This is a genomic window from Leptolyngbya sp. PL-A3 (assembly GCF_039962325.1).
Taxonomy (GTDB): Bacteria; Cyanobacteriota; Cyanobacteriia; order Elainellales; family Elainellaceae; genus Vacuolonema.
The window spans coordinates 23,365-43,958 of sequence record NZ_JAMPLB010000016.1 but is presented as its reverse complement, the minus strand read 5'-3'; the positions used below and the strand labels follow the sequence as shown (position 1 = coordinate 43,958).

The 20,594-nt window shown below is 45.7% G+C and carries 20 protein-coding genes and 1 tRNA gene; 7 read left to right on the top strand and 14 right to left on the bottom strand.

All coding sequences use genetic code 11. The features are described 5' to 3' along the window. Nucleotides 1–28 precede the first annotated feature (28 nt). The 11 genes from NDI52_RS14080 to NDI52_RS14030 all read right to left on the bottom strand — a co-directional run bounded on the left by NDI52_RS14080 (nt 29) and on the right by NDI52_RS14030 (nt 11,768). Nucleotides 29–1,141 carry an acyltransferase gene (locus NDI52_RS14080; RefSeq protein WP_190773043.1) on the bottom strand — a complete coding sequence of 371 codons (1,113 nt, stop codon included), beginning with the start codon at nt 1,139–1,141 and terminating at the stop codon, nt 29–31. A gap of 341 nt (nt 1,142–1,482) precedes the next feature. Further along, nucleotides 1,483–2,622, bottom strand: a complete 1,140-nt coding sequence (locus tag NDI52_RS14075; protein ID WP_190773042.1) for a glycosyltransferase family 4 protein — start codon at nt 2,620–2,622, stop codon at nt 1,483–1,485. A 45-nt stretch (nt 2,623–2,667) separates the two neighbouring features. Next, nucleotides 2,668–3,456 carry a sulfotransferase family 2 domain-containing protein gene (locus NDI52_RS14070; RefSeq protein WP_190773041.1) on the bottom strand — a complete coding sequence of 263 codons (789 nt, stop codon included), beginning with the start codon at nt 3,454–3,456 and terminating at the stop codon, nt 2,668–2,670. 21 nt (nt 3,457–3,477) lie between these two features. Further along, the gene (locus NDI52_RS14065; protein WP_190773040.1) at nt 3,478–4,509 is read right to left on the bottom strand and encodes a glycosyltransferase; all 1,032 of its coding nucleotides are present in this window, start codon (nt 4,507–4,509) and stop codon (nt 3,478–3,480) included. Then, complete coding sequence (locus NDI52_RS14060) at nt 4,506–5,648, bottom strand: hypothetical protein (RefSeq protein WP_190773039.1); 1,143 nt, start codon at nt 5,646–5,648, stop codon at nt 4,506–4,508. The genes NDI52_RS14065 and NDI52_RS14060 overlap by 4 nt, the downstream gene beginning before the upstream one ends. Nucleotides 5,649–5,681: 33 nt before the next feature. Next, the gene (locus NDI52_RS14055) at nt 5,682–6,473 is read right to left on the bottom strand and encodes an FkbM family methyltransferase (RefSeq protein WP_190773038.1); all 792 of its coding nucleotides are present in this window, start codon (nt 6,471–6,473) and stop codon (nt 5,682–5,684) included. A gap of 64 nt (nt 6,474–6,537) precedes the next feature. Continuing rightward, nucleotides 6,538–7,536: a glycosyltransferase family 2 protein gene (locus tag NDI52_RS14050; RefSeq protein WP_190773037.1), complete on the bottom strand. Its 999-nt coding sequence runs from the start codon at nt 7,534–7,536 to the stop codon at nt 6,538–6,540. Beyond that, complete coding sequence (locus NDI52_RS14045; protein ID WP_190773036.1) at nt 7,520–8,617, bottom strand: polysaccharide pyruvyl transferase family protein; 1,098 nt, start codon at nt 8,615–8,617, stop codon at nt 7,520–7,522. Before NDI52_RS14045 ends, NDI52_RS14050 begins: the two co-directional genes overlap by 17 nt. A gap of 30 nt (nt 8,618–8,647) precedes the next feature. Further along, the gene (locus NDI52_RS14040) at nt 8,648–9,505 is read right to left on the bottom strand and encodes an FkbM family methyltransferase (protein ID WP_190773035.1); all 858 of its coding nucleotides are present in this window, start codon (nt 9,503–9,505) and stop codon (nt 8,648–8,650) included. Nucleotides 9,506–9,569: 64 nt separating this feature from the next. Further along, nucleotides 9,570–10,358 (bottom strand): exostosin family protein, encoded by a 789-nt coding sequence (locus NDI52_RS14035; protein ID WP_190773034.1) that lies wholly within the window; start codon nt 10,356–10,358, stop codon nt 9,570–9,572. A 108-nt stretch (nt 10,359–10,466) separates the two neighbouring features. Beyond that, on the bottom strand, nt 10,467–11,768 hold the full coding sequence (locus NDI52_RS14030) for an ABC transporter ATP-binding protein (protein ID WP_190773033.1): 1,302 nt from the start codon (nt 11,766–11,768) through the stop codon (nt 10,467–10,469). Nucleotides 11,769–12,074: 306 nt separating this feature from the next. Here NDI52_RS14030 and NDI52_RS14025 point away from each other — a divergent pair, with 306 nt between their 5' ends. The 4 genes from NDI52_RS14025 (at nt 12,075) to NDI52_RS14010 (ending at nt 15,907) form a co-directional block, all read left to right on the top strand. After that, nucleotides 12,075–12,407: a hypothetical protein gene (locus NDI52_RS14025; RefSeq protein ID WP_190773032.1), complete on the top strand. Its 333-nt coding sequence runs from the start codon at nt 12,075–12,077 to the stop codon at nt 12,405–12,407. Between the two features lie 345 nt (nt 12,408–12,752). Continuing rightward, nucleotides 12,753–13,568 (top strand): SH3 domain-containing protein, encoded by an 816-nt coding sequence (locus NDI52_RS14020; RefSeq protein ID WP_190773031.1) that lies wholly within the window; start codon nt 12,753–12,755, stop codon nt 13,566–13,568. Between the two features lie 490 nt (nt 13,569–14,058). Then, nucleotides 14,059–14,853 carry a calcium-binding protein gene (locus NDI52_RS14015; RefSeq protein ID WP_348256442.1) on the top strand — a complete coding sequence of 265 codons (795 nt, stop codon included), beginning with the start codon at nt 14,059–14,061 and terminating at the stop codon, nt 14,851–14,853. A 625-nt stretch (nt 14,854–15,478) separates the two neighbouring features. Beyond that, a complete protein-coding gene (locus NDI52_RS14010; protein ID WP_190773030.1) occupies nt 15,479–15,907 on the top strand; it encodes a hypothetical protein in 429 nt (142 codons plus the stop codon). 23 nt (nt 15,908–15,930) lie between these two features. Here the strand turns inward: NDI52_RS14010 and NDI52_RS14005 are convergent, their stop codons facing one another. Continuing rightward, nucleotides 15,931–17,754 (bottom strand): WD40 repeat domain-containing serine/threonine-protein kinase, encoded by a 1,824-nt coding sequence (locus NDI52_RS14005; protein WP_190773029.1) that lies wholly within the window; start codon nt 17,752–17,754, stop codon nt 15,931–15,933. Between the two features lie 29 nt (nt 17,755–17,783). On the opposite strand from NDI52_RS14005, the gene NDI52_RS14000 reads away from it, so the two are divergent. The 3 genes from NDI52_RS14000 (at nt 17,784) to NDI52_RS13990 (ending at nt 19,978) form a co-directional block, all read left to right on the top strand. Then, nucleotides 17,784–18,878: a tocopherol cyclase family protein gene (locus NDI52_RS14000; protein WP_190773028.1), complete on the top strand. Its 1,095-nt coding sequence runs from the start codon at nt 17,784–17,786 to the stop codon at nt 18,876–18,878. A 73-nt stretch (nt 18,879–18,951) separates the two neighbouring features. Further along, nucleotides 18,952–19,025, top strand: a tRNA-Arg gene (locus NDI52_RS13995). 413 nt (nt 19,026–19,438) lie between these two features. Beyond that, complete coding sequence (locus NDI52_RS13990; RefSeq protein ID WP_199330834.1) at nt 19,439–19,978, top strand: hypothetical protein; 540 nt, start codon at nt 19,439–19,441, stop codon at nt 19,976–19,978. A gap of 146 nt (nt 19,979–20,124) precedes the next feature. On the opposite strand, the gene NDI52_RS13985 is transcribed toward NDI52_RS13990, so the two are convergent. Both NDI52_RS13985 and NDI52_RS13980 read right to left on the bottom strand, forming a co-directional pair. Then, the gene (locus tag NDI52_RS13985) at nt 20,125–20,334 is read right to left on the bottom strand and encodes a hypothetical protein (protein WP_190773027.1); all 210 of its coding nucleotides are present in this window, start codon (nt 20,332–20,334) and stop codon (nt 20,125–20,127) included. A 1-nt stretch (nt 20,335) separates the two neighbouring features. Continuing rightward, a complete protein-coding gene (locus NDI52_RS13980) occupies nt 20,336–20,497 on the bottom strand; it encodes a hypothetical protein (protein ID WP_190773026.1) in 162 nt (53 codons plus the stop codon). Nucleotides 20,498–20,594 lie beyond the last annotated feature (97 nt).

Genomic DNA, 20,594 nt, shown 5'->3' with positions numbered 1-20,594 from the left:
CTAAGACAAGGGTCGGCCAGATTTCAAACTAAATCGATGAAGTATCAAATTTAAACTTTTGGCTCAGCTTTAAGCTTGGCTTTTCAACAAATTGATAAATAAAATGAGCAGCTGCAATGCTAACAAGGAAAGCTAGAAAAAACCAAATTAAGGCCATTACAGAAGAACCACCACTTAAACGATAACCAACATTAATAAGGCTCATTCCAATAGGAATGTGTACTAAGTAAAAGCTATAGGAAATTTTGCCGAGGTACTGCTGCCATCTATTATCCAACCAATGATCTAATTGATTTCCTAAAGAGGCAAGATAAATACTTAAGCCAGTAATTAAGGTTGCCAGTATTCGAATATCCCAGTGATGGACTAGGGGCACTATCATTATGGCAATATAAAGCCAGTAAAAAGTTGTATGAATTTTCTTTTCCAACACCCACCATGTTAAGGAACCCATAAAAAACATATACCAGTAGGGATATAAAAATGATTGTATTGACTCTTGAGAGGTTGTCCTTAAAATCAGTGACCCAAGAAACAAAACAAAAAAGAGTAAAGGACTGAAAAAACTAGATAAATTGGATTTCTTTTTAGACAAGCGCTGATCAATACTTATAAGGATAATAAATACAAAGTAGAATTGAATTTCCAGACAAAGTGTCCAAAAAACGGGCACAATATTATCCATATTGAGGACGTTCTGAAGATAAACAATGTGAGCCAAAACCACACTTGATGATGGCAGGGCAGCAATGCGATCACTTAGAACTAGATTGGAAACCCCTTTAATAAAAAGAGCTAAAGCAATCGTTATCCAATAAGGAGGGCTCAGGCGCAAAATGCGGCGTAGTGCGAAGTTACCCAGAAAAGCCAGTGTGATCTCAGATTCTCTTAAGCTATAGGCAATAACAAACCCGCTAATAACGAAAAAAACTTCTACGCCCAGCCAGCCATACGATAACAGCAAGCCAAAGGGAGTAGGAATAACTTTAGAGAGGGGTTCATGTAACGGGCTTCCCAGATAAAAGTGGTATCCAGCAACGGCTAATGCAGCTATTCCACGCAATCCATCAATCAACGTAAATCTATGCCGTATTTTGCCTTCGGGCTGTTTTTCTAAATCAATCTGCTGATTAATACTCATTCTTAATGAATTACATTTCCATCGTTTCTTGCTGCCCAGGAGATTCTTGAAGTTTCAAAGAAGCCTGGGATTGTAATTGAGGGTATATGCAAAATTGGGCGATCGCTCTCCAAGGGCACGTGCCGGATTGCCAGTAACAAGTGTGTAAGGTGCCACATCTTTAATTACGACAGTTCTTGCACCCACAGCCACCCCCTCCTCAATTGTGATTCCTGGAAGAAAGATGGCTCGATAGGCAACCCGAACGCGATCGCCTGATCTGTACAAGCCAACTGAGTTCAATCAGAATCTTAAGCGTAGACATAGGATGGTGTGCTCCATGAGCATACGTAGCAGTTGATTTACAACATTGATTTCAGAACACGTTCAGCATTCGTTTTCCAGGAATAGTCCATCAAGTAGCCATCCCAGCAAGGTTCCAGGGAGCCCCGTAACCAGGTTTGCAGCCCTTGCTGGATGGCATTCACGGAATCTGGCTGCACCCAGAAGCCAAGCTTGTATTGTTCAACTACAGATTTCAAATTGCTTTCACCACTAGAAGCCAAACAGGGTTTGCGGAATACCGCTGCTGTATTCAGGACTCCACTGGCGGATCGAAAGCTCTCACTGTAGGTCAATAGCACCAGATCAGTTGCGGTAAAGAAGCTTGCTACATCAATATCAGGAATGAAATCCAGGTGCCAGCGGATACGATCGCCTACCCCACACTTTTCCGCCAGTTGTTGATAATACCAAGCAGGTTTCTGCTGGCTCGATTGCTCCTTGCCAGCCACAAGGAGATAGATATCAGGAATATTGACGATCGCCTGGATAACGAGGTCTAAGTTCTTGTTATCCCGAATATGGCCAAAGGCAAGTAGAACTTTGGCCTCTACTGGCAAGCTAAACCGCCGCCTCAGCTCCTCGCGAGACATCGGTACAGATGGAAAAGGATATGGCCCGTGGGGAATTACAGTTGTCCGGAGTTGTGGCATAGGACGGACGGTTTCTAGGGCAATGACTTCATGGACAAAAGCTTCTCGCAGGAAGGAATAGCCACAGGCAATAGACCAGCGATGCCACCAATATGGCCCCACTACAAAATCCCTTACGGGATCATGAACAATCGCTCCAAAAGTCTTTCCTTCCTTTGCTAATCGAGTTAAAGAGCCAGACCATAGGGGAGCCAGATACTCTGAATAACTCCCCAATAAGATGGACTGAAATGGATGCTTTTGAATCGTTTGAGTTAATTGTTGAATATTAAATAGAGTTACACGAATGTATTGAATACCTCTAGTAATTTTATTTGAGGATCGTTGGCTGCTCCACAGGTCTTGCAAGTAAGGCAAAACTTTGTAATTTGATTCCGGCCCGATTGGATAACTGGCAGTTGTCAGCAAATACACCTCGGTCCCCAAACCTACCAAAGCATTTGCCTGCTCATGGGCGTAACGAGCAATTCCCCCATAGCTAAGTGGCAAATAGTAAAGAAGCTTCATTGTTCAGTGACCGTTCCATTTGTCATCTTGCTTAGAAAGGCATAATCAACTTAGGGTTTTAGCATAGTCATAAATCGCATACTCGAGGCTGTACTTTTCCCGAAAAGCAATAGCAGCCTCACTGGACGACATCTCACACCTGAGGGTTGTATTGACCTGAGGAATTTTTACAGGTTCAAACCCCAACTTATCAGCTAATTTATTAAGAGATTCTTGAAAGTTCTCTAAGACACAGACGTGAACAAAATACTTATCAATAATACCCTTAAAATTTTCGGCTTTTAAATTCCATGGTAGTGATTTTAGAAGGAAGAAATCTCTTTCCAAAATCCATTGATCCAAACTATTAAATTGAAATTCATCTCGTTTCTGCCCATTCCAATATAAAGAGTTATCCTCAATCATTCGCTTTGTATAGTGGTACAAAGAGATATGCATCTCTAGAGGATCTCGTAAAACCATAATAAATTGGCTGGCTTCGGGGTAAAAATCGAACACATTTTCTCCAGTGTTATAGTCACTAAAGTGGCCGTGAACACACTCGGGTTGCTTTGTCGGTCTTAAGAAGCCATAGGTCTTCCCCAACGGAACTCTCCGTGGAACTTCATTTCTTCTATGATTTTTGTAATGAAAGTAAAAGCCGCACCCCAAGGTTCTCTGAATTTGAAAATCTAGGCTACCAATGGATAGTATTCGTTCTAGTTTTGGGCGGTTTCTTAAGATAGGAAACTTTCTTTTGTTAAACCAAGTCGCCAGAACATATTCCAGACTAGAACCTCCTGTTTTTGGAATATGTAAGGAGAATAGCGGTTGATCAGGGTTGTAGATTTTCATCGTCTATACAGTTCAGATAATTCAAATGACCTGTGCGGATTCTAGGGCCTTTACCTGCCTTAGTCGTTCTCGACATTGATGACAGCGATTAAAGCCCATTAAGAATCCCTTCCAGTAACCCAGTACTCCTGATACTTTGATCAGATATTCAAAGATCAAAATTTTGAGCCAGCTTCCTGAACCACCCTGCTCTCGAAAATGTTTAACAGCAGGTAGCAAACGCCACATCCGTAATATAAAACTGAGGCTGGCAGCTACCATCAAAAGAACAGCCATTCCCTTAAAATGCGGCAGTAACAGTAGGAACAATCCAATACTGAATAGGCCATCAAATAGCAGCCTTCCGCCTGTTAAAAGCCCGTAGTCTAACCAGATTCCGGCTTCTCCGCCTCCCCGAAAATTACGGCGAGATTCCTTCAAGAACGAACGTAAGGTTACAGGGCGTTGCCAGTGACAGCGAGGAATAGGAGCACAGGCAATCTGGTCTGTAGTGTTATGCAGCAGCAGGGCAAACACCATATCGTCTCCGGCCAAAGTCAAGTCTTCCGGATAACCACCAATGTTTTCCCAAAGTTGTTTGCGGTAAGCGATCGCCCGTGACGATGCATGAGCTTTGGGCGTTGCAATAAAGCGCAACCCCCTATTCAAGCAATAATCTACTTTGGCCCAATCACTCTCCAACGTATCCCATGGCACATCCCAACTGCCCATCACAGCTTGAGTCTGGGGATTCTGCACTAGAGGTTCTGTTAACTCCTCCAACCATTCTGGGTCCCAGGAGCAGCCGATGTCTGTGGATGCAATCAGATCATGGTGGGTGAGGGCGATCGCTAAATTTCGCCCCCGTGCCACGTTGCAACCCAATTCCTGATGACAGCGCAACAGGATTGAACCCGTCAATGCATAATCCTGTAATAGCTCCCAGGAACCATCCGTTGACCCCGCATCCGTGATGACAATTTCATCGGGTTGGCGGGTTTGGGCTTCCATCTGAGTAAAAAATACTTTCAGCCCCTCTATGTCATTCAGAACTGTCGAAACCAGGGAAATCATGTGTCTAACTCTCGGCAAACGACAGTCCAAAGCCTGATGTTCTGGCTAACACTGAGGAAGTATCCTCGCAGGGCATCATCCCACAGGAATCCTTGCCGTTCCCTGGCCCAATCTTCAATGCGATCAGCCAGGGTCAACGCAGCTTCACTATAGGAGCCAGCAGGGGGTAGGGGAGTTTCCAACAGGGGTAGCATATCGTCGATCACAACCATGCCAGCCAGTTCGTGCCAGAGGTCTTTGTAGAGGTTGTGGGGCGATCGCCGATGCTCCACTACGGGGCTACCAATCCGCACCACATGGCCCATCGCTTGAACACACTTCTGTACAAAGAAGCCACTAAAAATATCACCAAAGCGATCCAGCTTCATGCCCCCTACCGGATGTCCCATCCGCACGTAGTAGTAAGCCGGAATGGCATCTCGAATCAGGGCCGTGTTCTGAGTATTGATTGGCATCAGAGTATCAGGCGCTAGCAGCACGCTCTGTTGAAATGCGGCCTCTGCTTCACAGCGGGTCACCAGGCGAGTTGCCGCATCAACATCGGGATCTCCAGACCACAGGCCTGCGTTAACGGCGACATAGCCCTGCTGGGAGGTGGTGTTTATCTGCCCGCAACGGGGATCTCGGCGAACATAGGGAAAGCCTCGAGCGTAAACCGTTCCAGGCCCATCGAGTGCAGGACAGTGAACCTGCATCAACGCACACAGGTTAAACCACCCGTTATATCCTGTAGCCATGGAAGCGGTTATCTGAGTTCCCACCTCACGATGTCCGTCTAAGAAAGGCCAATCTGAACGGGGGTAGTTGTCATCGTCAATCGCAATGATCACATCACAGCGATCGCGATAGGCCATCAAGAATCCAATATTTCGCCGGTTGTCACTATTCCAGGGAATTTCAGCAGCCAGTTCTGGAAAGGATAAGAGAAAGTCTTTTTGCGCATCTGGGCCTACATACAACCAGGGCAGTCCCTCTGCCCGGTAACGCTCAGCACGAAGCTCACATTCAATGGGTGTAGATAAATCGCCAATGATATAGAAACGAACCTGTTCTAACTCATGGCGGGTCTTAAAGTGCTCGTAGTATTCATCGAGGAATTCCCCGTGATAAATCGTTGTAACAACAATCCCAATGGTCATGATGGGTCAGCTTGAAGGTACACAAAGAAAGCGTTAGAGCAGAATTTCAGATTGTGTGGATTGAAACTCCAGCTCACTGGCAGACTGACAGAGATAAATAGCCTGGTAGTAATCCTTTCCTGAAAAATGAGCCGACTCTAAGCGGTGTTCTTGATAGCCCAGCTTCGTCAGAAAATCTTGTAGTTCCTCGACACTGCTACCAAACGCAGGCAAAGCAAAACCATGCACCTCAATCAGTAAGTGGGGTCGCCATCGCTGTAGCAGATTCTCAGCGCCTCGCAACACCTCCAGCTCCGCTCCTTCGACATCAATTTTGATTAGATGGATAGGGCGGTTCACCATCTCCCAGTAGTCATCCAAACGAACGTTCGCGACCTGAATGCTACGGGACTGTTCTGCTGTGCTTAAAGAGGCGGTTACAGGAATTTCTTCATCCGGCACGTGGAACGAAAGTGTTGCTTCTGTCTGATTTGAAACAGCGGATGGAACAATCAAAACTTGATGTTCAATTCCATTCAACGCAATGTTCCGCCGTAATAACTTTAAGTTGCTAGGAACGGGTTCAAATGCAAATACAAATCCCTGTTCTCCAACTTGTTTGGCTGCATGCAGGGTGTGTAATCCAAAGTTTGCACCTACATCTACAAAGACCTGGCCAGGATGTAGATATTGCTGAATGGCTTGAATAGCAACATCCTCCGCTTCCAGCTCCCATCGGCGCAAGGATTCATCAAACCGAACAGAGTGTTTGCCCAGAGTGCGCGGAACTCCGCGAAACCCGTACCACAACTTAAAAAAACTATCACGTAAGAACCGTGGAATCATGAAAGGTAAGGGCGATCGCCATCATTACTTCACTACCCTCTAGATACAGCCCTCATCGCGTGTGTCAGGACAAATGGGTAGCCAGTTGGGAAAATAGCCGCAGCCCTAAAAGATATCGCAACCGCATAGAAGGTTTAGGCTGAGGGGCGATCGCCAGGTATTGTTGCAGATAACTACGGGCTAACTGAAGCGTCTCTTTAGCGACTGCATCATGCTTGGCCTTGAGTGCCTGTTGATAAAGTTGGCTATAAAGACGAGTTAAGCTTTCACACTGTCCGGCCGTTAAGGGAGAGCTGCGCCTCTGGCAATCTTGCAGGTTGTCGCTTACAGCTGCATGAAGCCCTGTAAACCACTTTTCAACATCCCGGTTTTGTGTGCGGCAGTGAGGGGTGTGTATGCGATATAGGGCTCCCTGGCAGGCACTATGGGCAACTAGATAACGGCTCACCAGACGGAACCAGAAAGCCAAATCTTCCCCCAGAAACCCATCCAATGCCTCTGGCCAGTGGCACTCAGGGAGGAGCGCAGAACGACGAATCATAGCCGCATGAACGGCCCAGGGAACGAAAGCGATCGCCCCATCCCGCAATTGTTGTAGAGATTGCCCTAAACCCGCAGGCTGTTTTACAACCCGTTGTTGTGGCGCGTCGTCTTGAAACTCCTGCCATCCTGCCGCCACTATACTGGCTGTCGGGTGTTGCGTAACCGTTTGTATCTGTGTTGCCAGATAATCCGGTTCCAACAAATCATCAGCATCCAGAAATAGTACCCAGTCACCCACGGAGTGCTTGAGACCAAAGTTGCGGGCTGCTCCAGGGCCACGTTGGGGCGATCGTAGCAATTGCAGCCGAGTCTCTTCAATATTTTTTACTTTATCAACACTATTATCAGTGGAGCCATTATCGACGATTAAAAGCTCCCAATTCGAATAACTTTGGGCCTGCAAGGATTGTATTGTTTCTACAATGTATTGCTCCTTGTTGAAAAGAGGACAGATTACGGAAATTTTGGGGCTCACTTCATCACATAAAGCATTACCTTGAATATCATTGCCAAATTTCATAACTTCTAAAATTCTCCAAAGCGCGATCTTGAGCAGATTGAAGAGATAGCGTGGCGTCGAGAACCTGAGTTGTCAAGAACTTGGCAAGCGAAGTCTGATAGGACTCAAAATCAAAATCCCTTAGATCCAGAAAGAAATCATTTTTCAGACCAATAGTATCTGCAAAATCTCGGCATTTCTGGTGATAACTTAAAATTAACAATGGAAGTTGATTAGCATAAGCAAAAACACTTCCATGCAGACGCATGGAAACAACATGCGTGCATCTTTTTAAAGCATTAAATGTTTCAATGGCATCACCATTATGCCTGTAAATATGGATATTATCAGCTGTAGGAATAGCATCCAAGAAAGCTTGACAAACTAACCGATCATCGTAATTAGGATTTGTACATAACGCATATAGCTCTATATCTGCATCATACTCTTTAGATATTTCATATGTATGTTCTGCAAATTTTTTAATATACGTCAAATCAGTTGAAACTGTCTTTTCAGTCAACACATGAAAAGCAAGCGGAACAATCCCGATCTTTTTCTTGCCAGGAACAATTGAAGTGTTTTTTTGAGGCACGAAAGGCATTAAAGCTGCCAGATCAAAAGATCGAGAAAAGGGACAAGATATATTTCTAGAGATGGCCCAGTTATATGAATAGTCGTCCCGAAAACCGACATAAAGCATTCGATTCATCAATTCGATAACTTTGTCCTCATGGTCGTTTGACTTAAATGGTCCAACTGATACTCCTAAAGCTAAAGGCTTATGTGAGCTGAAATAAGGTGTACTTAAAATCGAATGAACTGATCCTTCATTAAACAGGCTACCGCCCGCCAGAATAAAGTGTTTGGAGCGTGATAGATAGTATGACCTTCTCAGCCGGCTTAAACCCGGAATAGTAATACCTGAAATTTGAACTGTCTTGATCCCATATTTTTCAGTTAGAGTTCCAGACTTATCAGCCTCTAGAACCATTGATTCAGCATGACAGTACTTCTGCAACCCCCAGTTAACAACAATGGCAAAAGCATCATCTCCAGCATTGAGGTTGCCATGCCATCCATGAACATAGTAAGTTTTCATAGAGATTCAAATGGAAGTTTCCTGGTGGGCTTATTCATTCTTTCTGTAAGCAAAAACTAACATATCCTGAAATTTTTGTTTCTTGAAGGGCCCATCGATATAGGCAGAAACTTGATAACCAAATCCATTAGATTCCAATATAGAAAAAACTGTTGAAAGAGTATCATGATCTTGCTTAATATGATGATGATACTCAATCACCATTTCTTTTATAAGAGGGAGCTTCTTCTTTTCATCCAGTTCCTTCAAAACAGCAAGTTCTGCACCTTCAATATCTAACTTTAAAAAATCTACTTCTGAGTTTATATAGCGTGACAAGCAAGTTGTTTCAATAGCCGTCGAGCATGTTTCATTACCCTGAAATCGCTCTTCAAGAAGACTCATCGAGAGACTTCCTGAACGATTGGAATTATAGAACAAAGGACGGATTCCCTCATCTTCAGCAAGACCTAAGTTAAAGACTTCGACATCTCTGAGATGATTGTTTTTAATATTGTTTGCAAGTATTTCAAATTCTACTTTTGAAGGTTCAAATCCAATAATTTTAGACTTCGGATATATCTGCTTAAAGTATAAAATTGACATCCCTATATTGGAGCCACAATCAATCACAATTGGATCTTCCTTCTCAGTATAAAAATAATAGTTCTGTTTTGAAAAAATTTCTTCAAATAAGTATTTGAGTGTACGAAGCTCTAGATATTCAATCTCATATCCTAAAATAGGTAGACGATTATCTATTTTTGAACCGGGAGAATTATTTAGTAGTAGTTTTATGCTTAAGTTAAAATATTCTTTTGCTATGATATTGGAAGGCAATCCTATTGATTTTTTTCCACTTAGATACCGAGTATTTCTAAAAATTTGAATGAAATCAGCAACAATCATTTTTCCTCTCCTACAGACAGTATTTAAGTAACAACCATTAATACTTTGTCATTCAGCCTTTTATCTATACTTTGGCTAACAGCTTTCCAAGCTCATCATTCATTAAATTGAGGGGAATTGTTAGCCGTTCCTGGCATAGCTGGAAGTTATGTTCAGCATCCTCTTTAGACCAAACCATATCTCTTGTTGTCTCTTCCATCATCTTAAAACGAAAGCCCTCATAAACAGAGGTATAGTTTTGAATAATAGGTATTGCGCCGCAAATAGCAGATTCAAAAAATCGGTAGGTCCAAACAAAATCTCCATCTGGGCATAAAGTAAATTCAGAATTAGCTAACAACTTAAAATACTGGTTATCCCAAGATTTCAAAGGAAACTTACGTCCATTTTCAGATGACCAAAATAGAATATCTTCGCTCTGAAGGACAACGTCTCTACGGGAAGCTCCTAAAAAAAGTTTTTGAATTCTAGAACTTATTTTTCCTCTCTTTTTCTGACCATCAAAAATTTTTAATGGTTCTATAGCCTCTAGATGCCTGTTTTTGATCCAGTCTTCAATTATCTTTCTCCTGGAAGCAGTTATCAGTCCAGAAAAAGTAAATTTGTGCTGTCTATTAGATGCCCACAAACTTTGACAGTATTGGAAAATCTGGTGAGGAAAAATCAAAGGTCGGCTGAGGGTACCAATCCTAGTTTCTGGTTCATGATGTAATACTTCAATATGAGGCTTCTGTAATATCAGTAGATTTTCAGAAGGGCAGTCATAAACATAATTAATGTTAAATCGCTTCCTTAATTCTGAAAATTTTTCTGTATGTTCGGGTGGAACAAAAATTTTGTAATCAGATTCCATAAGAGCGTGTAGAAGACGTATGGACTGAATGAGGTCGAAAGAAACATTAACTTGTAATACTTTCATAGAAAACTCAAGACTCTAGATTTAGATCTCACGCCTAATTCTTCACGAATATTCCCATTTATGAGGAATTTCAATAAATCCATTCTTCTGATCGAAGAGATAGCCTGTGCTATAAACATCTGAAGGTTCAATAAGCAGCTTTATCAACCGTTCAATAGTAAAGTAGCGTTTAACAGCAACTTGAGCCAGGCTTAAATCAAAATAATAGGTTCCTCCCAACAATGGAAGATACGGGATTATTAACGTAATGCTGCCATGTCCTTTTTCGATATCTGGCATATGTCCCGAGATAGTTGGAGATGAATGCAATTCGAATAGCTTTATGTCTGTTGCTGTCTTACAAGCTAGTATAAATGATGGATAAATTACTTTTTCTTGAGACAAATAATCTATCTGAATTTGCAGGCTTTTCCCTGTTGTAATGGTTTTAATTTCGCTACCATTTTGATCGACTAGATTTATGTTTTTTATTTCAAAGAAATCATTAATTTTCTTAGGATAAACATCGTTAATTTGAATATTCTGGTTATTTCCAAAGCTTGCATCGGAATGAATATTTTCTTGATAAAACTCGATACTTTTATCTACTACACCTTGAAATAGAAGGTCTCCATTTTGTAGGAAGAAGCCATAATTGCAGAGCTTCTTAATAGCAGCTACATTATGGCTAACAAATAGAATTGTTCGTCCTTCATTTTCAGCGATATCTTCCATTTTGCCTAAACACTTCTTTTGGAATGCTGCATCTCCAACCGCTAGCACTTCATCAATAATTAAAATTTCAGGTTCGAGGTGGGCAGCAACGGCAAACGCTAGGCGCACATACATGCCCGAGGAGTAGCGTTTGACGGGGGTATCCAGAAATTTTTCAACTTCGGCAAAAGCAACAATTTCATCAAACTTGCGACGAATTTCGGTTCTACTCATGCCGAGAATGGCACCATTTAGAAAAATGTTTTCGCGGCCTGTGAGTTCGGGATGAAAGCCTGTGCCAACTTCCAGAAGACTGGCAACGCGGCCTTTGATGCGGATACTGCCCGTACTGGGTTCGGTAATGCGACTGAGGATTTTGAGTAAGGTGGATTTTCCGGCTCCGTTACGACCGATGATACCGATGCGATCGCCCGCATTTACCTCAAATGACACATCCCTCAGTGCCCAAAACTCCTCCTCATTCCGGTTTGCGCTCTGAGGCTTGAAGGAGCTTAACGGATTTAGCCGCTGCAAAAAGGATTGTGTACGATGGGCAATCACATCGCGTAGGGCAGTGTACCGCTCCGGTTGTTGGTGGCGGAGACGGTAGTGTTTGCCTAAATTTTCAACGCGAATTACGGGATCGCTCATAACGTGGGGCGTTGCCCTAATAATGTCCTTCCCCTTTACAAGGAGCAATATGAAAAATCAGGAAAAATCAAGGCCATCCTGCGGAATCTGCGATCGCGCCTCTGTTGTAGAAAAACATAGTCGCTCATTGCTCCTTAGAGAACTTCACTTATGAAACGCCGTGTTGTGCATTTATTTCACCTGTTTGTCATTTCATTAGTTCGGACAGTTTTTCTGAAACCCTTGATTTTGCGTGTGCGAAGCGCACGCAAAATCAAGGGTTTCAGAAAAACTGTCCAGAGTATTGTCATTTGCTGTGTGATGGTAGTGGGATTAGTATTGAATAGCCCTGCCCTGGCTGAACCAATGGGAGCACTGGTGGGCCAACCCAGTATCGCCACCTCAATCGCTTCTCCAGGAGCCGCCAAAGATTTACTGGGCGGCGATGGTAAACCTGTTTATAAAAGCATTGAACCTGCTGTCAGCAAGCCTACCTCTGGCATTGACTACTTGAAGCAAGTATCCGATTCAATCAACAAATCCTTTGATCGGAAACAGATCAAGGGAAAACCCGACCACCTTCAAGTAGAGATTAAACTCCCAGCCAATTCCAAGTCTAAGAACATTAAGAAGGGTGGGTTACCCGTAAGCGATCGCTAACCTGTTTACACATTGACTCCCTTGTGATGAAGCTTTGTATGCCGTGCGTTCCTCACAAGGAAGTCGACCCACTATGACCCATAGCAATTTCCTGGCAATCAACTCATGCATACTGAGGAGAGCTCAAGATTTATGCTAAAACACCTGTGTCAAAGGACAATAACAGTGCTAGCCGTTTCTGGACTCATGCTCCTAAGTGGGTGCGGAAACGAAACCAGCTCAAACAAAAACGAAGCTGTTGTTCCTCAAACTGAGCCACCTGCTAACCCTGCACTATCTAAAAGCCTTGTTAAACCAGAGCATCAAAGTAAGCCGACTTTCACCAACGAGGAAACCAAACAGTACATGGTTCTGTTAGAACCCATCACTGATTCTGGTGACCTTAATCTGACCCTGATCACCCTGGAGACGAATGAAGAAACTTCAGTCGTCATCAACTGCACAGATCTGAAACAGAATGGCGATCGCGCTCTACTTCAGATCGGGCCACCCGATGGTCTGGAAGAAACTGTAGGTGACTACATTGATTGGTTCTCAGCTTCTTTCCGTCATTTCTGCGATGAGTGGAACGGTAGCCCTGCGTCACCTCAAGCAACGGCACCATCCCCTAGCGTGAGCCCACAAACAAGACCTCTACCCGAAACTCCAGCTGTACTGACATCCGAAACCCCCGATGCCAAAATCAATATTCGGAATGGGCCTTCTACCGCAGCACGGGCTTCAGCTTATGGCTATGCTGGAGATGCCATTGTATTGCTGGCTGAAGCGCAGGATGAGCAAAACGCTACCTGGTATCAGGTGCGATTTAACAAGTCCAAGCATGTTGGTTGGGTACGTGAGGATTTTGTCACGACCGAATTAGGGCGATCGCCTTCTCCCACAACTGGCTCTGACATTACATCATTGTCTGAAACCCCTGCTGAACTCACCTCGGATACGCCTGGAAGCCGAATTAATGTCCGCAGCGGTCCCTCCACCTCGGCCAGCTCATCTGCCTATGGCTTTGCTGGCGACCGAGTCGTTCTGCTGGCCGAAACCCAAGACAACCGGAATTCTACCTGGTATCAAGTCCGTTTTCAGGAGTCGAGGCATGTTGGTTGGGTACGTGAGGATTTTGTCACAATTGACCGGACACGCCCAAGTTCTATCTCAACACCATAACTCTTTGCTAGCGAACCTGATGGATTAAAGATGTTTTGAAGTGCCGCACAACACGTGGCACTTCAAAACATCCAATTTTTGTGCGGGAAACGTACACAAGAATGGTACTTCAGCAACTCGAGAACATGGAGCAGACTCTTGCGGTTTTCCTGCTCCAGCCCTACTGCCTGTGTTATTCCTAACCTGAACTTTTCAGAATCCTTGAAATTCTACTGGTATTTCCTCAAAAAAGCTCCTACTCTCGCTGATTCAACTCCAGACTTTTTCTGCAACGACATCCTCAAAAACTCGGTATATCGTGATGATGTCAAAGTTACAAAAGCAACAAGAGAGCCTCAAAGAACAAGGACATAAAAGAGGAGAAAGATAAGATTTATTTTCCCCTTTTTCGCCTGTTCCCGTTCACAAGCTTTTGACTAACTTGCAGTAAGTTACTTCAGCTTCATTACCTCAGGTAAGGCAGCTGAACTTGTACTGCGAAGACATGTAATTGAAAACACTGAAATTTTTAGGGGAAATGACAATGGCAGTAATAAATTTAGGCAACGGCGATGATAACACTTTTGGAACTCTTTTGACTGATACCATTTATGGAAATGGTGGCAACGATACAATATCTGCTTTAGATAGCGATGACGTCATTTATGGTGGCAGTAGTCAGACGGCTTTTAATAATGGTGCTTTTGATGGTAATGACCTGCTGAACGGTAATTGGGGACATGATTTAATCTACGGAGGTACAGGCAACGACCAACTCTTTGGAGGTTCGGGTAAAGATACTCTACATGGTGGTTACGGCAATGATTTACTCATTGGCGGCGGCGGTAATGACGCTCTCTTTGGTAATGAGGGCGATGACACTTTGATCGGTTCAGGTAAGGAAAATTCAGGCAGTTTGGGCATTTCAATAGGAAAAGGAGAAATTGACTATCTGAGCGCTGGAACAGCTGCCAATAATGGCAAAGATACGTTTTATCTAGGCCAGAAAGACCATACTGGTACGGCTCGTGTATTCTATGACGACCAGGTAGCAACAACAGCTGGACTTGCTGACTATGCACAGATTGCTTATTTCAATAAGAACGAGGACAAGATCAAGCTGGCAGGAAGCAAGTCGCTATACATCTTGAAGAACTCGCCGATCTCACTCGGTTTAGCGGACAAAGCGGATACAGGTGTTTATCTAAAAGGCACAAATGGTGCAGCTAATGAACTGATTGCAGTTATTCAAGATGTTGCGGTTGGGCAACTCAGCCTTGCTAGTGATTACTTCAAAACGATTTAGCAAGACTTGAATGCACAGAATAAAGCGGTGATTCAAGTTCGTCTTAACTTCAGAAAGGACAACTTTAAGCCAGCTAGCGGTAACCCAGACCTTAGCTGGCTGACATGATGAGCGATAGGCCAAGTGCAGTATCTAGTAGGCTGCGGCTTAAGTTTGCAACCTATGTTTTTGTATGGGGTGCGAAGCACCCCATACAAAAACATAGGTGATGGATTTCCGCCTCAGCGTACTAGATTGTTCGTTTCTGTGGAGCGCACTGATAGTGCCGGTCCTTATTCGTAAAAAAATACGAAAGAAAGAGCCTTCTCATCCTTTCTTCGAGATAATGAACGGAAAGTTCCGTCAAGGATTGGTTGGGTAGACCTACGCTAAAATGAGCAAACCAAATCATCGACAACGCGACCCTGCACGGCCTCGCCCGCCATCACCTAAAAAATTCGAGGTTGTACCCTGGGAAGAAAGCAATCGCTTTCTTCCCTTACGATGGTTTGAAACACTCCGTCTTTGTCTCCGTTCTCCTTCGCAATTTGGCTCGCTTATTCCGGGAGGTAACGTTAGGGATGCGTTTCTTTTTCTATTCATTTCAGCCGTTCTCATAAGCCCATGCGAACGGCTCAGATATGCGTTGGCGGGGCTTGACTCCGATCGCTCATTAGTAACCGATTTGGTGTCAGCTCTATTTGTTGTGCCCCTGCAAGCCTGCATTACAATGCTGTTCCTGGCTTTGGTATATTGGGCTGGCGCAACAGTACTAGGTGGCAGAGGTCCGTTTGGCCTGGCCCTTCGAGCCTGTGCATACACATTAGGAGTGATGGGCGTATTAGTTGCACCGCTCAATCTTCTGCTTGGGGTTGATACTGGGTTAGGATTTGTTGTTTCTTACAGCGTTGGGCTTATCCTTCTCGTGATTCAATGGCGAGTCTTTAAGGCTGTAGCGGAAAGTGGCTTTAAGCTTCCTGCTAGACGTTCCACCACTGCAGCGAGCGTGCCTTATGTCGTTATCGTCGCCATCCTTATCTTCTTTGCTGTTGTAGTAACAATACTAAGTATCTAATGCTCGGCGGCTTAAGGTTGCCACTAGACCTGCCAAATTTTTAGAGTGCGATCGCCACTTCCACTCACCAGTGTTGTGCCATCTGGCGTAAACGCCAAAGCATTTACATCCCGCGTATGGCCTGTCAACGTGGTGTTCAAAGTGCCTTGAGGCCATTGCCAAAGGCGAATGGTGGTGTCGCTGCTACCACTGGCAATGAGAGTGCCACCGGGTTGTAGGGCAATGCTTTTTACCCAATCAAGATGCCCAGTCAGAGTTTTGAGTTGCTTTGTTTCCAGCTCCCACAGCCGCACCGTATTGTCCCCGCCTCCACTAACAATGAGATTGCCTTGGGGGGCGATCGCAAAGGCCAGTACATCCTGGCTATGGGCAGACAGGGTTTGCAGGCATTTGCCTGTGGCAAGATGCCAGATCTTGAGGGTGTTGTTGCTGCTGCTAGTGACCAAGCGATCGCCCTCTGGGGTGAACTGAACCCCTGTAACTGAGCGCGTTTCCCGAAAGGTGCGGAGCAGCTTTCCAGTGTTGACGTTCCATAACCGCAGGCTACAATCGTCACTGCCGCTGACGATAGTTTGGCCTAATGGACATAACGCTACAACCAGAGAGGTGATGGAATCCGACGGATCATCAATTAACCGGATTAAACTTTGAGTCGCCACATCCCAAAGGCGAATTGTGTCATCCACCCCGCCACTCACTAATATACTTCCTGTCGCATTAAAGGCTAAGGAGGTAACCGCTTCACTGTGCCCCAAAAAGGTACCGATGACCTGGCGATGTTCTAACGACCAGAGTTGAATTGTTCTGTCAAAACTGCTGCTAGCGATGTACTGGCCGTTGGGATGCACCGCGATCGCTGTCACCGGCCCCCGGTGTCCACACAGCGTTTCTACACAGTGCCACCCAATATCCGGTGTAACGACATGAAATGCTTGAAAGAATTCCGTTGTGTGTTCCGCAGGCTTGACATTATTGGGGTCGAGGTCATATAAAATGCTGGCGGCTGATGTGTAGCGGTTATCTAAATCCCGTTCCACCATACGGTTTAGAATAGCCGCTAACTCATCACTGACGGGTTGTTGCAGATAATCTTTCCAGGCCCACTCCCCTTCTCCAAACGAGAACAAATCCACCGGAGAAATCCCCGTCAGTAAGTTGAGGCAGGTTACCCCTAAGCTGTAGAGATCGCTGGCATAGGTGGCTCGGCCCATCACCTGCTCTGGCGCGGCATACCCGGCACTGCCAATAGAGGTTCCCGTACGGACAAAGGCAGCACCTGCCATGGTTTTTGAGGCCCCAAAATCGACAAGGACCAGGTGATCATTCACCTTACTGTGAATCAAGTTGGCGGGCTTAATATCCCGGTGAATCACCTGCTGATCGTGAATAAACTGTAGGACTGGCAGTAAATCGCTTAATACTTGACGAATTTGTGCCTCATCATAAGGGCCGCGACGGTTCAAGACCTGTTCCAGCGTTGGCCCCTCAACATAGGTTTGGATTAAATACTCCTGTACCCCCTCAGAAAAATGAGCCAATAGATCGGGAATTTGAGGATGCTGCCCCAGAATTTGCAGGTTTTTGACCTCTCGCTCAAACAGTTCCGCAACCTTTGCCAGGCGATGCCGATTTTGACGATAGGGGCAGCATTGCTTTATAACACACAGGGGGTGGGTTGTTTCATGCAGGTCAATCCCTAAAAACGTGCGCCCAAACCCCCCTTGGCCCAATAACTTCATAGCCTGATAGCGGCTTTGTAGGGCGATCGCGGCCCCACAGGCCAGACAGAACCTGGCGTCATCGGGGTTATGGGGGTGGGCGCAATCCGGACTGAGACAGTAGCTCATCAAAGCAAGGCAATTGGTTCCATTTCATTATGGCTTCATCTCCCCGTGCTAGATTCCCGAAAATTTGGCTTCAGCCTCCCCACAGCGGCTATCACTGGGATGGCTCCCCTCGCCGTTTCTTTGAGGGCTGGTACTTTCGGCTGACCCTGCCAGAAATTCAAGAGTCCTTCGCGTTTATGTACTCCCTGGAAGACCCAAGCGGCGATCGCCCCCACAGCGGCGGTACGGCTCAAATCCTGGGGCCACAGGAATCCTATTTCTGCCGTACCCTCCCCGATGTACGGTGCTTCTGGACGTGGCCTCGCAGTTTAGGGCTGGGTTACTGGCGCACCTCTCGCTGCTCCTCCCCTCGCTATCTTCCCCCCGACTCGTTTGTCCAAAAAGTTTCAGAAGGCTTTCAGGTTATAGCAACGTTACACCAGGGCCAACTGTGGGATCCTGCATCCAACTCCTGGGTGCGCTGGCAGTACCAGGTGCAGCCCCTGGATGGGTGGGGCGAGCGCCATACCTTCCCCCTTGCCACGGCCGGATGGCTCTCCTATTTCCCAATCTTCGAACCCGGCTGGCAAGTGCTCATGGCCCACGGCCTCGCCTCAGGCTGGATCGAGTGGCAGGGCGATCGCTATGACTTTACCCATGCTCCCACCTATGCCGAGAAAAACTGGGGCGGAGCCTTTCCAGAAAAGTGGTTTTGGATTCAATGCAACGCCTTTGAAAACGAATCTGAACTCTCCCTCACCGCCGTTGGCAGTTGGCGACAAGTGCTAGCCTGGCGAGAACAGGTGGGCCTCATCGGCATCCACCATCACGGTCGCTTCTACGAGTTCGTACCCTGGAACTCGAAGATTGCCTGGCGAGTAGAGCCGTGGGGTAAGTGGACGGTGTGGGCTGAGAGCGATCGCTATCGTGCAGAGGTGGTAGGTTGGTGCGATCGCCCTCCTGCCCAAGTTCGTGTTCCCACCGCGGAAGGCATGGTCTTTGCCTGCCAAGATACTACCCACGGCCACCTCACCCTCAAACTCTGGGAAGGCACCACACTCATTCTCGAAGCCCACACTCAATCTGCTGGCCTAGAAGTGGGCGGCGGCCCTTGGGATGTCTCCTGGGTAATGGGCGATAGGTAATCTATATCTGCTCCTCGGCTCTCTTGCCCCTATTCATCCATCGGCTAAGCTATTATCATGTCTATATTCACTTGGGGCTGTAGCTCAGCTGGATAGAGCGAGCGCCTCCTAAGCGCTAGGCCGTGCGTTCGAACCGCACCAGTCCCGTCCCTCAAAACCCCTTCTATTAAATGTTTCTGGGCATTCGCAATCATGCAAAACGCGTGAGAATACGTCACATTTTTATATTGAGGGGAGCTTTATCAACCCAATTCGGGACAAGCCCAAGTGCCCCTTTTAGCGTGCGCAGAGCGTACGCCAAAAGGGCTTTTTTGAAGAGCGTATAAAGTGCGCCCCTCAAAAAAAGCCTCTCAGTTTTGGGAGGGGACGTTTGACTAGCGTCAAACATCCCCTCTCAAAACTGAGAATCTAATTTGTCGGTCTCCTTTCACGTTTTTTCTACATCGCTAATAATTTTGTATAGTTCTAAATATTTTTAATTGAGATGCTCTTCAATAGGAGGCAGTCCTCAGCTTTGGGAATTCTAAATAAGCATTCCTGTTAGTCTACCAAGGCAATCTATGAAATTAGCTCAATGGCTCACGATCGCTCTCAGTGCCGGAGTATTAGCGATCGCACCGTCAACAGCTCAGGCCCAAAGTTCGCTTCACTATATTGGCCAAGCTGTTGGAGGACAGCGGGTCAGTGTTGATCTGAACTCAATCAACCGTGTTAGTGGCCGAAGTGTTGATTTTACCTATTATTTGGGCAATGACGAACGGTATAGCCAAGCGAACTGTGGCAACGGTACCTGGACTACATTTGAGGATGGGGTCGTTCACAGCCCTCAATCTGCAACTACGGCTGAGATGATTCGTTTGGTTTGTAACGGTGGCTATAGCAATGCTTCAGAAGCCACCTATGAGGGCACCCATGAAATAACCTGGGTTGTCTCTGAACCGCCATCGAATGTAAGAGTCAGGCCCAACGGAGCAGTCCAATGCAGCATCCGTTCCGTGCAGGCTGTTAATGTTTATGGCTGGGAGGGCGCATGGGCCATTACAGACGCCTGCGGCTCTAGAGGATACATTCACGAAGGCCAACTGGAGGCTTTCGACTAAATAGAAACAGGTGCAATCCCTGCTGCTATTTTTGTGCAGAATCGTGAGTTAGAATCTAAAACTCCTGCCTCTTGTAAATCACACCATGCTGAGTCGTCCGACCATCGGATGCGGCAGTAAATTGAGGACATGACTGAATCTCAGAGTTAGTCATTTGAACTTTTGTGAGTGAGGTGGGCTGCGTCCGCCTCACTTACAGAAATAGGATGCACCCGCTGATTGCCCGATAATGTTAGCAAGACGTCTGCCAGGAGGGTGGAGAGGGGAAGGGCATTGCGGAGCGATCGCCAAATTATCTCCTCAAATTCCTCCTCTAGCGGCTGAGCTAATCGCACAGACAACATCGTCTTGCCCATTCTACCCATGCCCAACAAACAGCATGACCAGCCGACAGCGAACCTGCGAAACCCAGTTCTTCAGCAGGCTTAACTCTAGCTCTCGCTTATGAAACAACGAGGCATCTACGGTATGGGTACGACGGGAGGCTGCACCGAAGCTGCTGCACTGATTACTTGGCATTGCTGAATGAAGAGATGAAATGGAACGTGAAACTACGGTTTCACGTTCCATTTCATCTCTTCATTCAGCAATGCGAATTTCCTGGCGTGATATTCGG

What these genes read in the sequence shown, in the direction of transcription:
- NDI52_RS14080 (WP_190773043.1), bottom strand. Translation starts at nt 1,141, where the DNA reads ATGAGTATTAATCAGCAGATTGATTTAGAAAAACAGCCCGAAGGCAAA.
- NDI52_RS14075 (WP_190773042.1), bottom strand. Translation starts at nt 2,622, where the DNA reads ATGAAGCTTCTTTACTATTTGCCACTTAGCTATGGGGGAATTGCTCGT.
- NDI52_RS14070 (WP_190773041.1), bottom strand. Translation starts at nt 3,456, where the DNA reads ATGAAAATCTACAACCCTGATCAACCGCTATTCTCCTTACATATTCCA.
- NDI52_RS14065 (WP_190773040.1), bottom strand. Translation starts at nt 4,509, where the DNA reads ATGATTTCCCTGGTTTCGACAGTTCTGAATGACATAGAGGGGCTGAAA.
- NDI52_RS14060 (WP_190773039.1), bottom strand. Translation starts at nt 5,648, where the DNA reads ATGACCATTGGGATTGTTGTTACAACGATTTATCACGGGGAATTCCTC.
- NDI52_RS14055 (WP_190773038.1), bottom strand. Translation starts at nt 6,473, where the DNA reads ATGATTCCACGGTTCTTACGTGATAGTTTTTTTAAGTTGTGGTACGGG.
- NDI52_RS14050 (WP_190773037.1), bottom strand. Translation starts at nt 7,536, where the DNA reads ATGAAATTTGGCAATGATATTCAAGGTAATGCTTTATGTGATGAAGTG.
- NDI52_RS14045 (WP_190773036.1), bottom strand. Translation starts at nt 8,617, where the DNA reads ATGAAAACTTACTATGTTCATGGATGGCATGGCAACCTCAATGCTGGA.
- NDI52_RS14040 (WP_190773035.1), bottom strand. Translation starts at nt 9,505, where the DNA reads ATGATTGTTGCTGATTTCATTCAAATTTTTAGAAATACTCGGTATCTA.
- NDI52_RS14035 (WP_190773034.1), bottom strand. Translation starts at nt 10,358, where the DNA reads ATGGAATCTGATTACAAAATTTTTGTTCCACCCGAACATACAGAAAAA.
- NDI52_RS14030 (WP_190773033.1), bottom strand. Translation starts at nt 11,768, where the DNA reads ATGAGCGATCCCGTAATTCGCGTTGAAAATTTAGGCAAACACTACCGT.
- NDI52_RS14020 (WP_190773031.1), top strand. Translation starts at nt 12,753, where the DNA reads ATGGTTCTGTTAGAACCCATCACTGATTCTGGTGACCTTAATCTGACC.
- NDI52_RS14005 (WP_190773029.1), bottom strand. Translation starts at nt 17,754, where the DNA reads ATGAGCTACTGTCTCAGTCCGGATTGCGCCCACCCCCATAACCCCGAT.
- NDI52_RS14000 (WP_190773028.1), top strand. Translation starts at nt 17,784, where the DNA reads ATGGCTTCATCTCCCCGTGCTAGATTCCCGAAAATTTGGCTTCAGCCT.
- NDI52_RS13990 (WP_199330834.1), top strand. Translation starts at nt 19,439, where the DNA reads ATGAAATTAGCTCAATGGCTCACGATCGCTCTCAGTGCCGGAGTATTA.
- NDI52_RS13985 (WP_190773027.1), bottom strand. Translation starts at nt 20,334, where the DNA reads ATGGGCAAGACGATGTTGTCTGTGCGATTAGCTCAGCCGCTAGAGGAG.
- NDI52_RS13980 (WP_190773026.1), bottom strand. Translation starts at nt 20,497, where the DNA reads ATGCCAAGTAATCAGTGCAGCAGCTTCGGTGCAGCCTCCCGTCGTACC.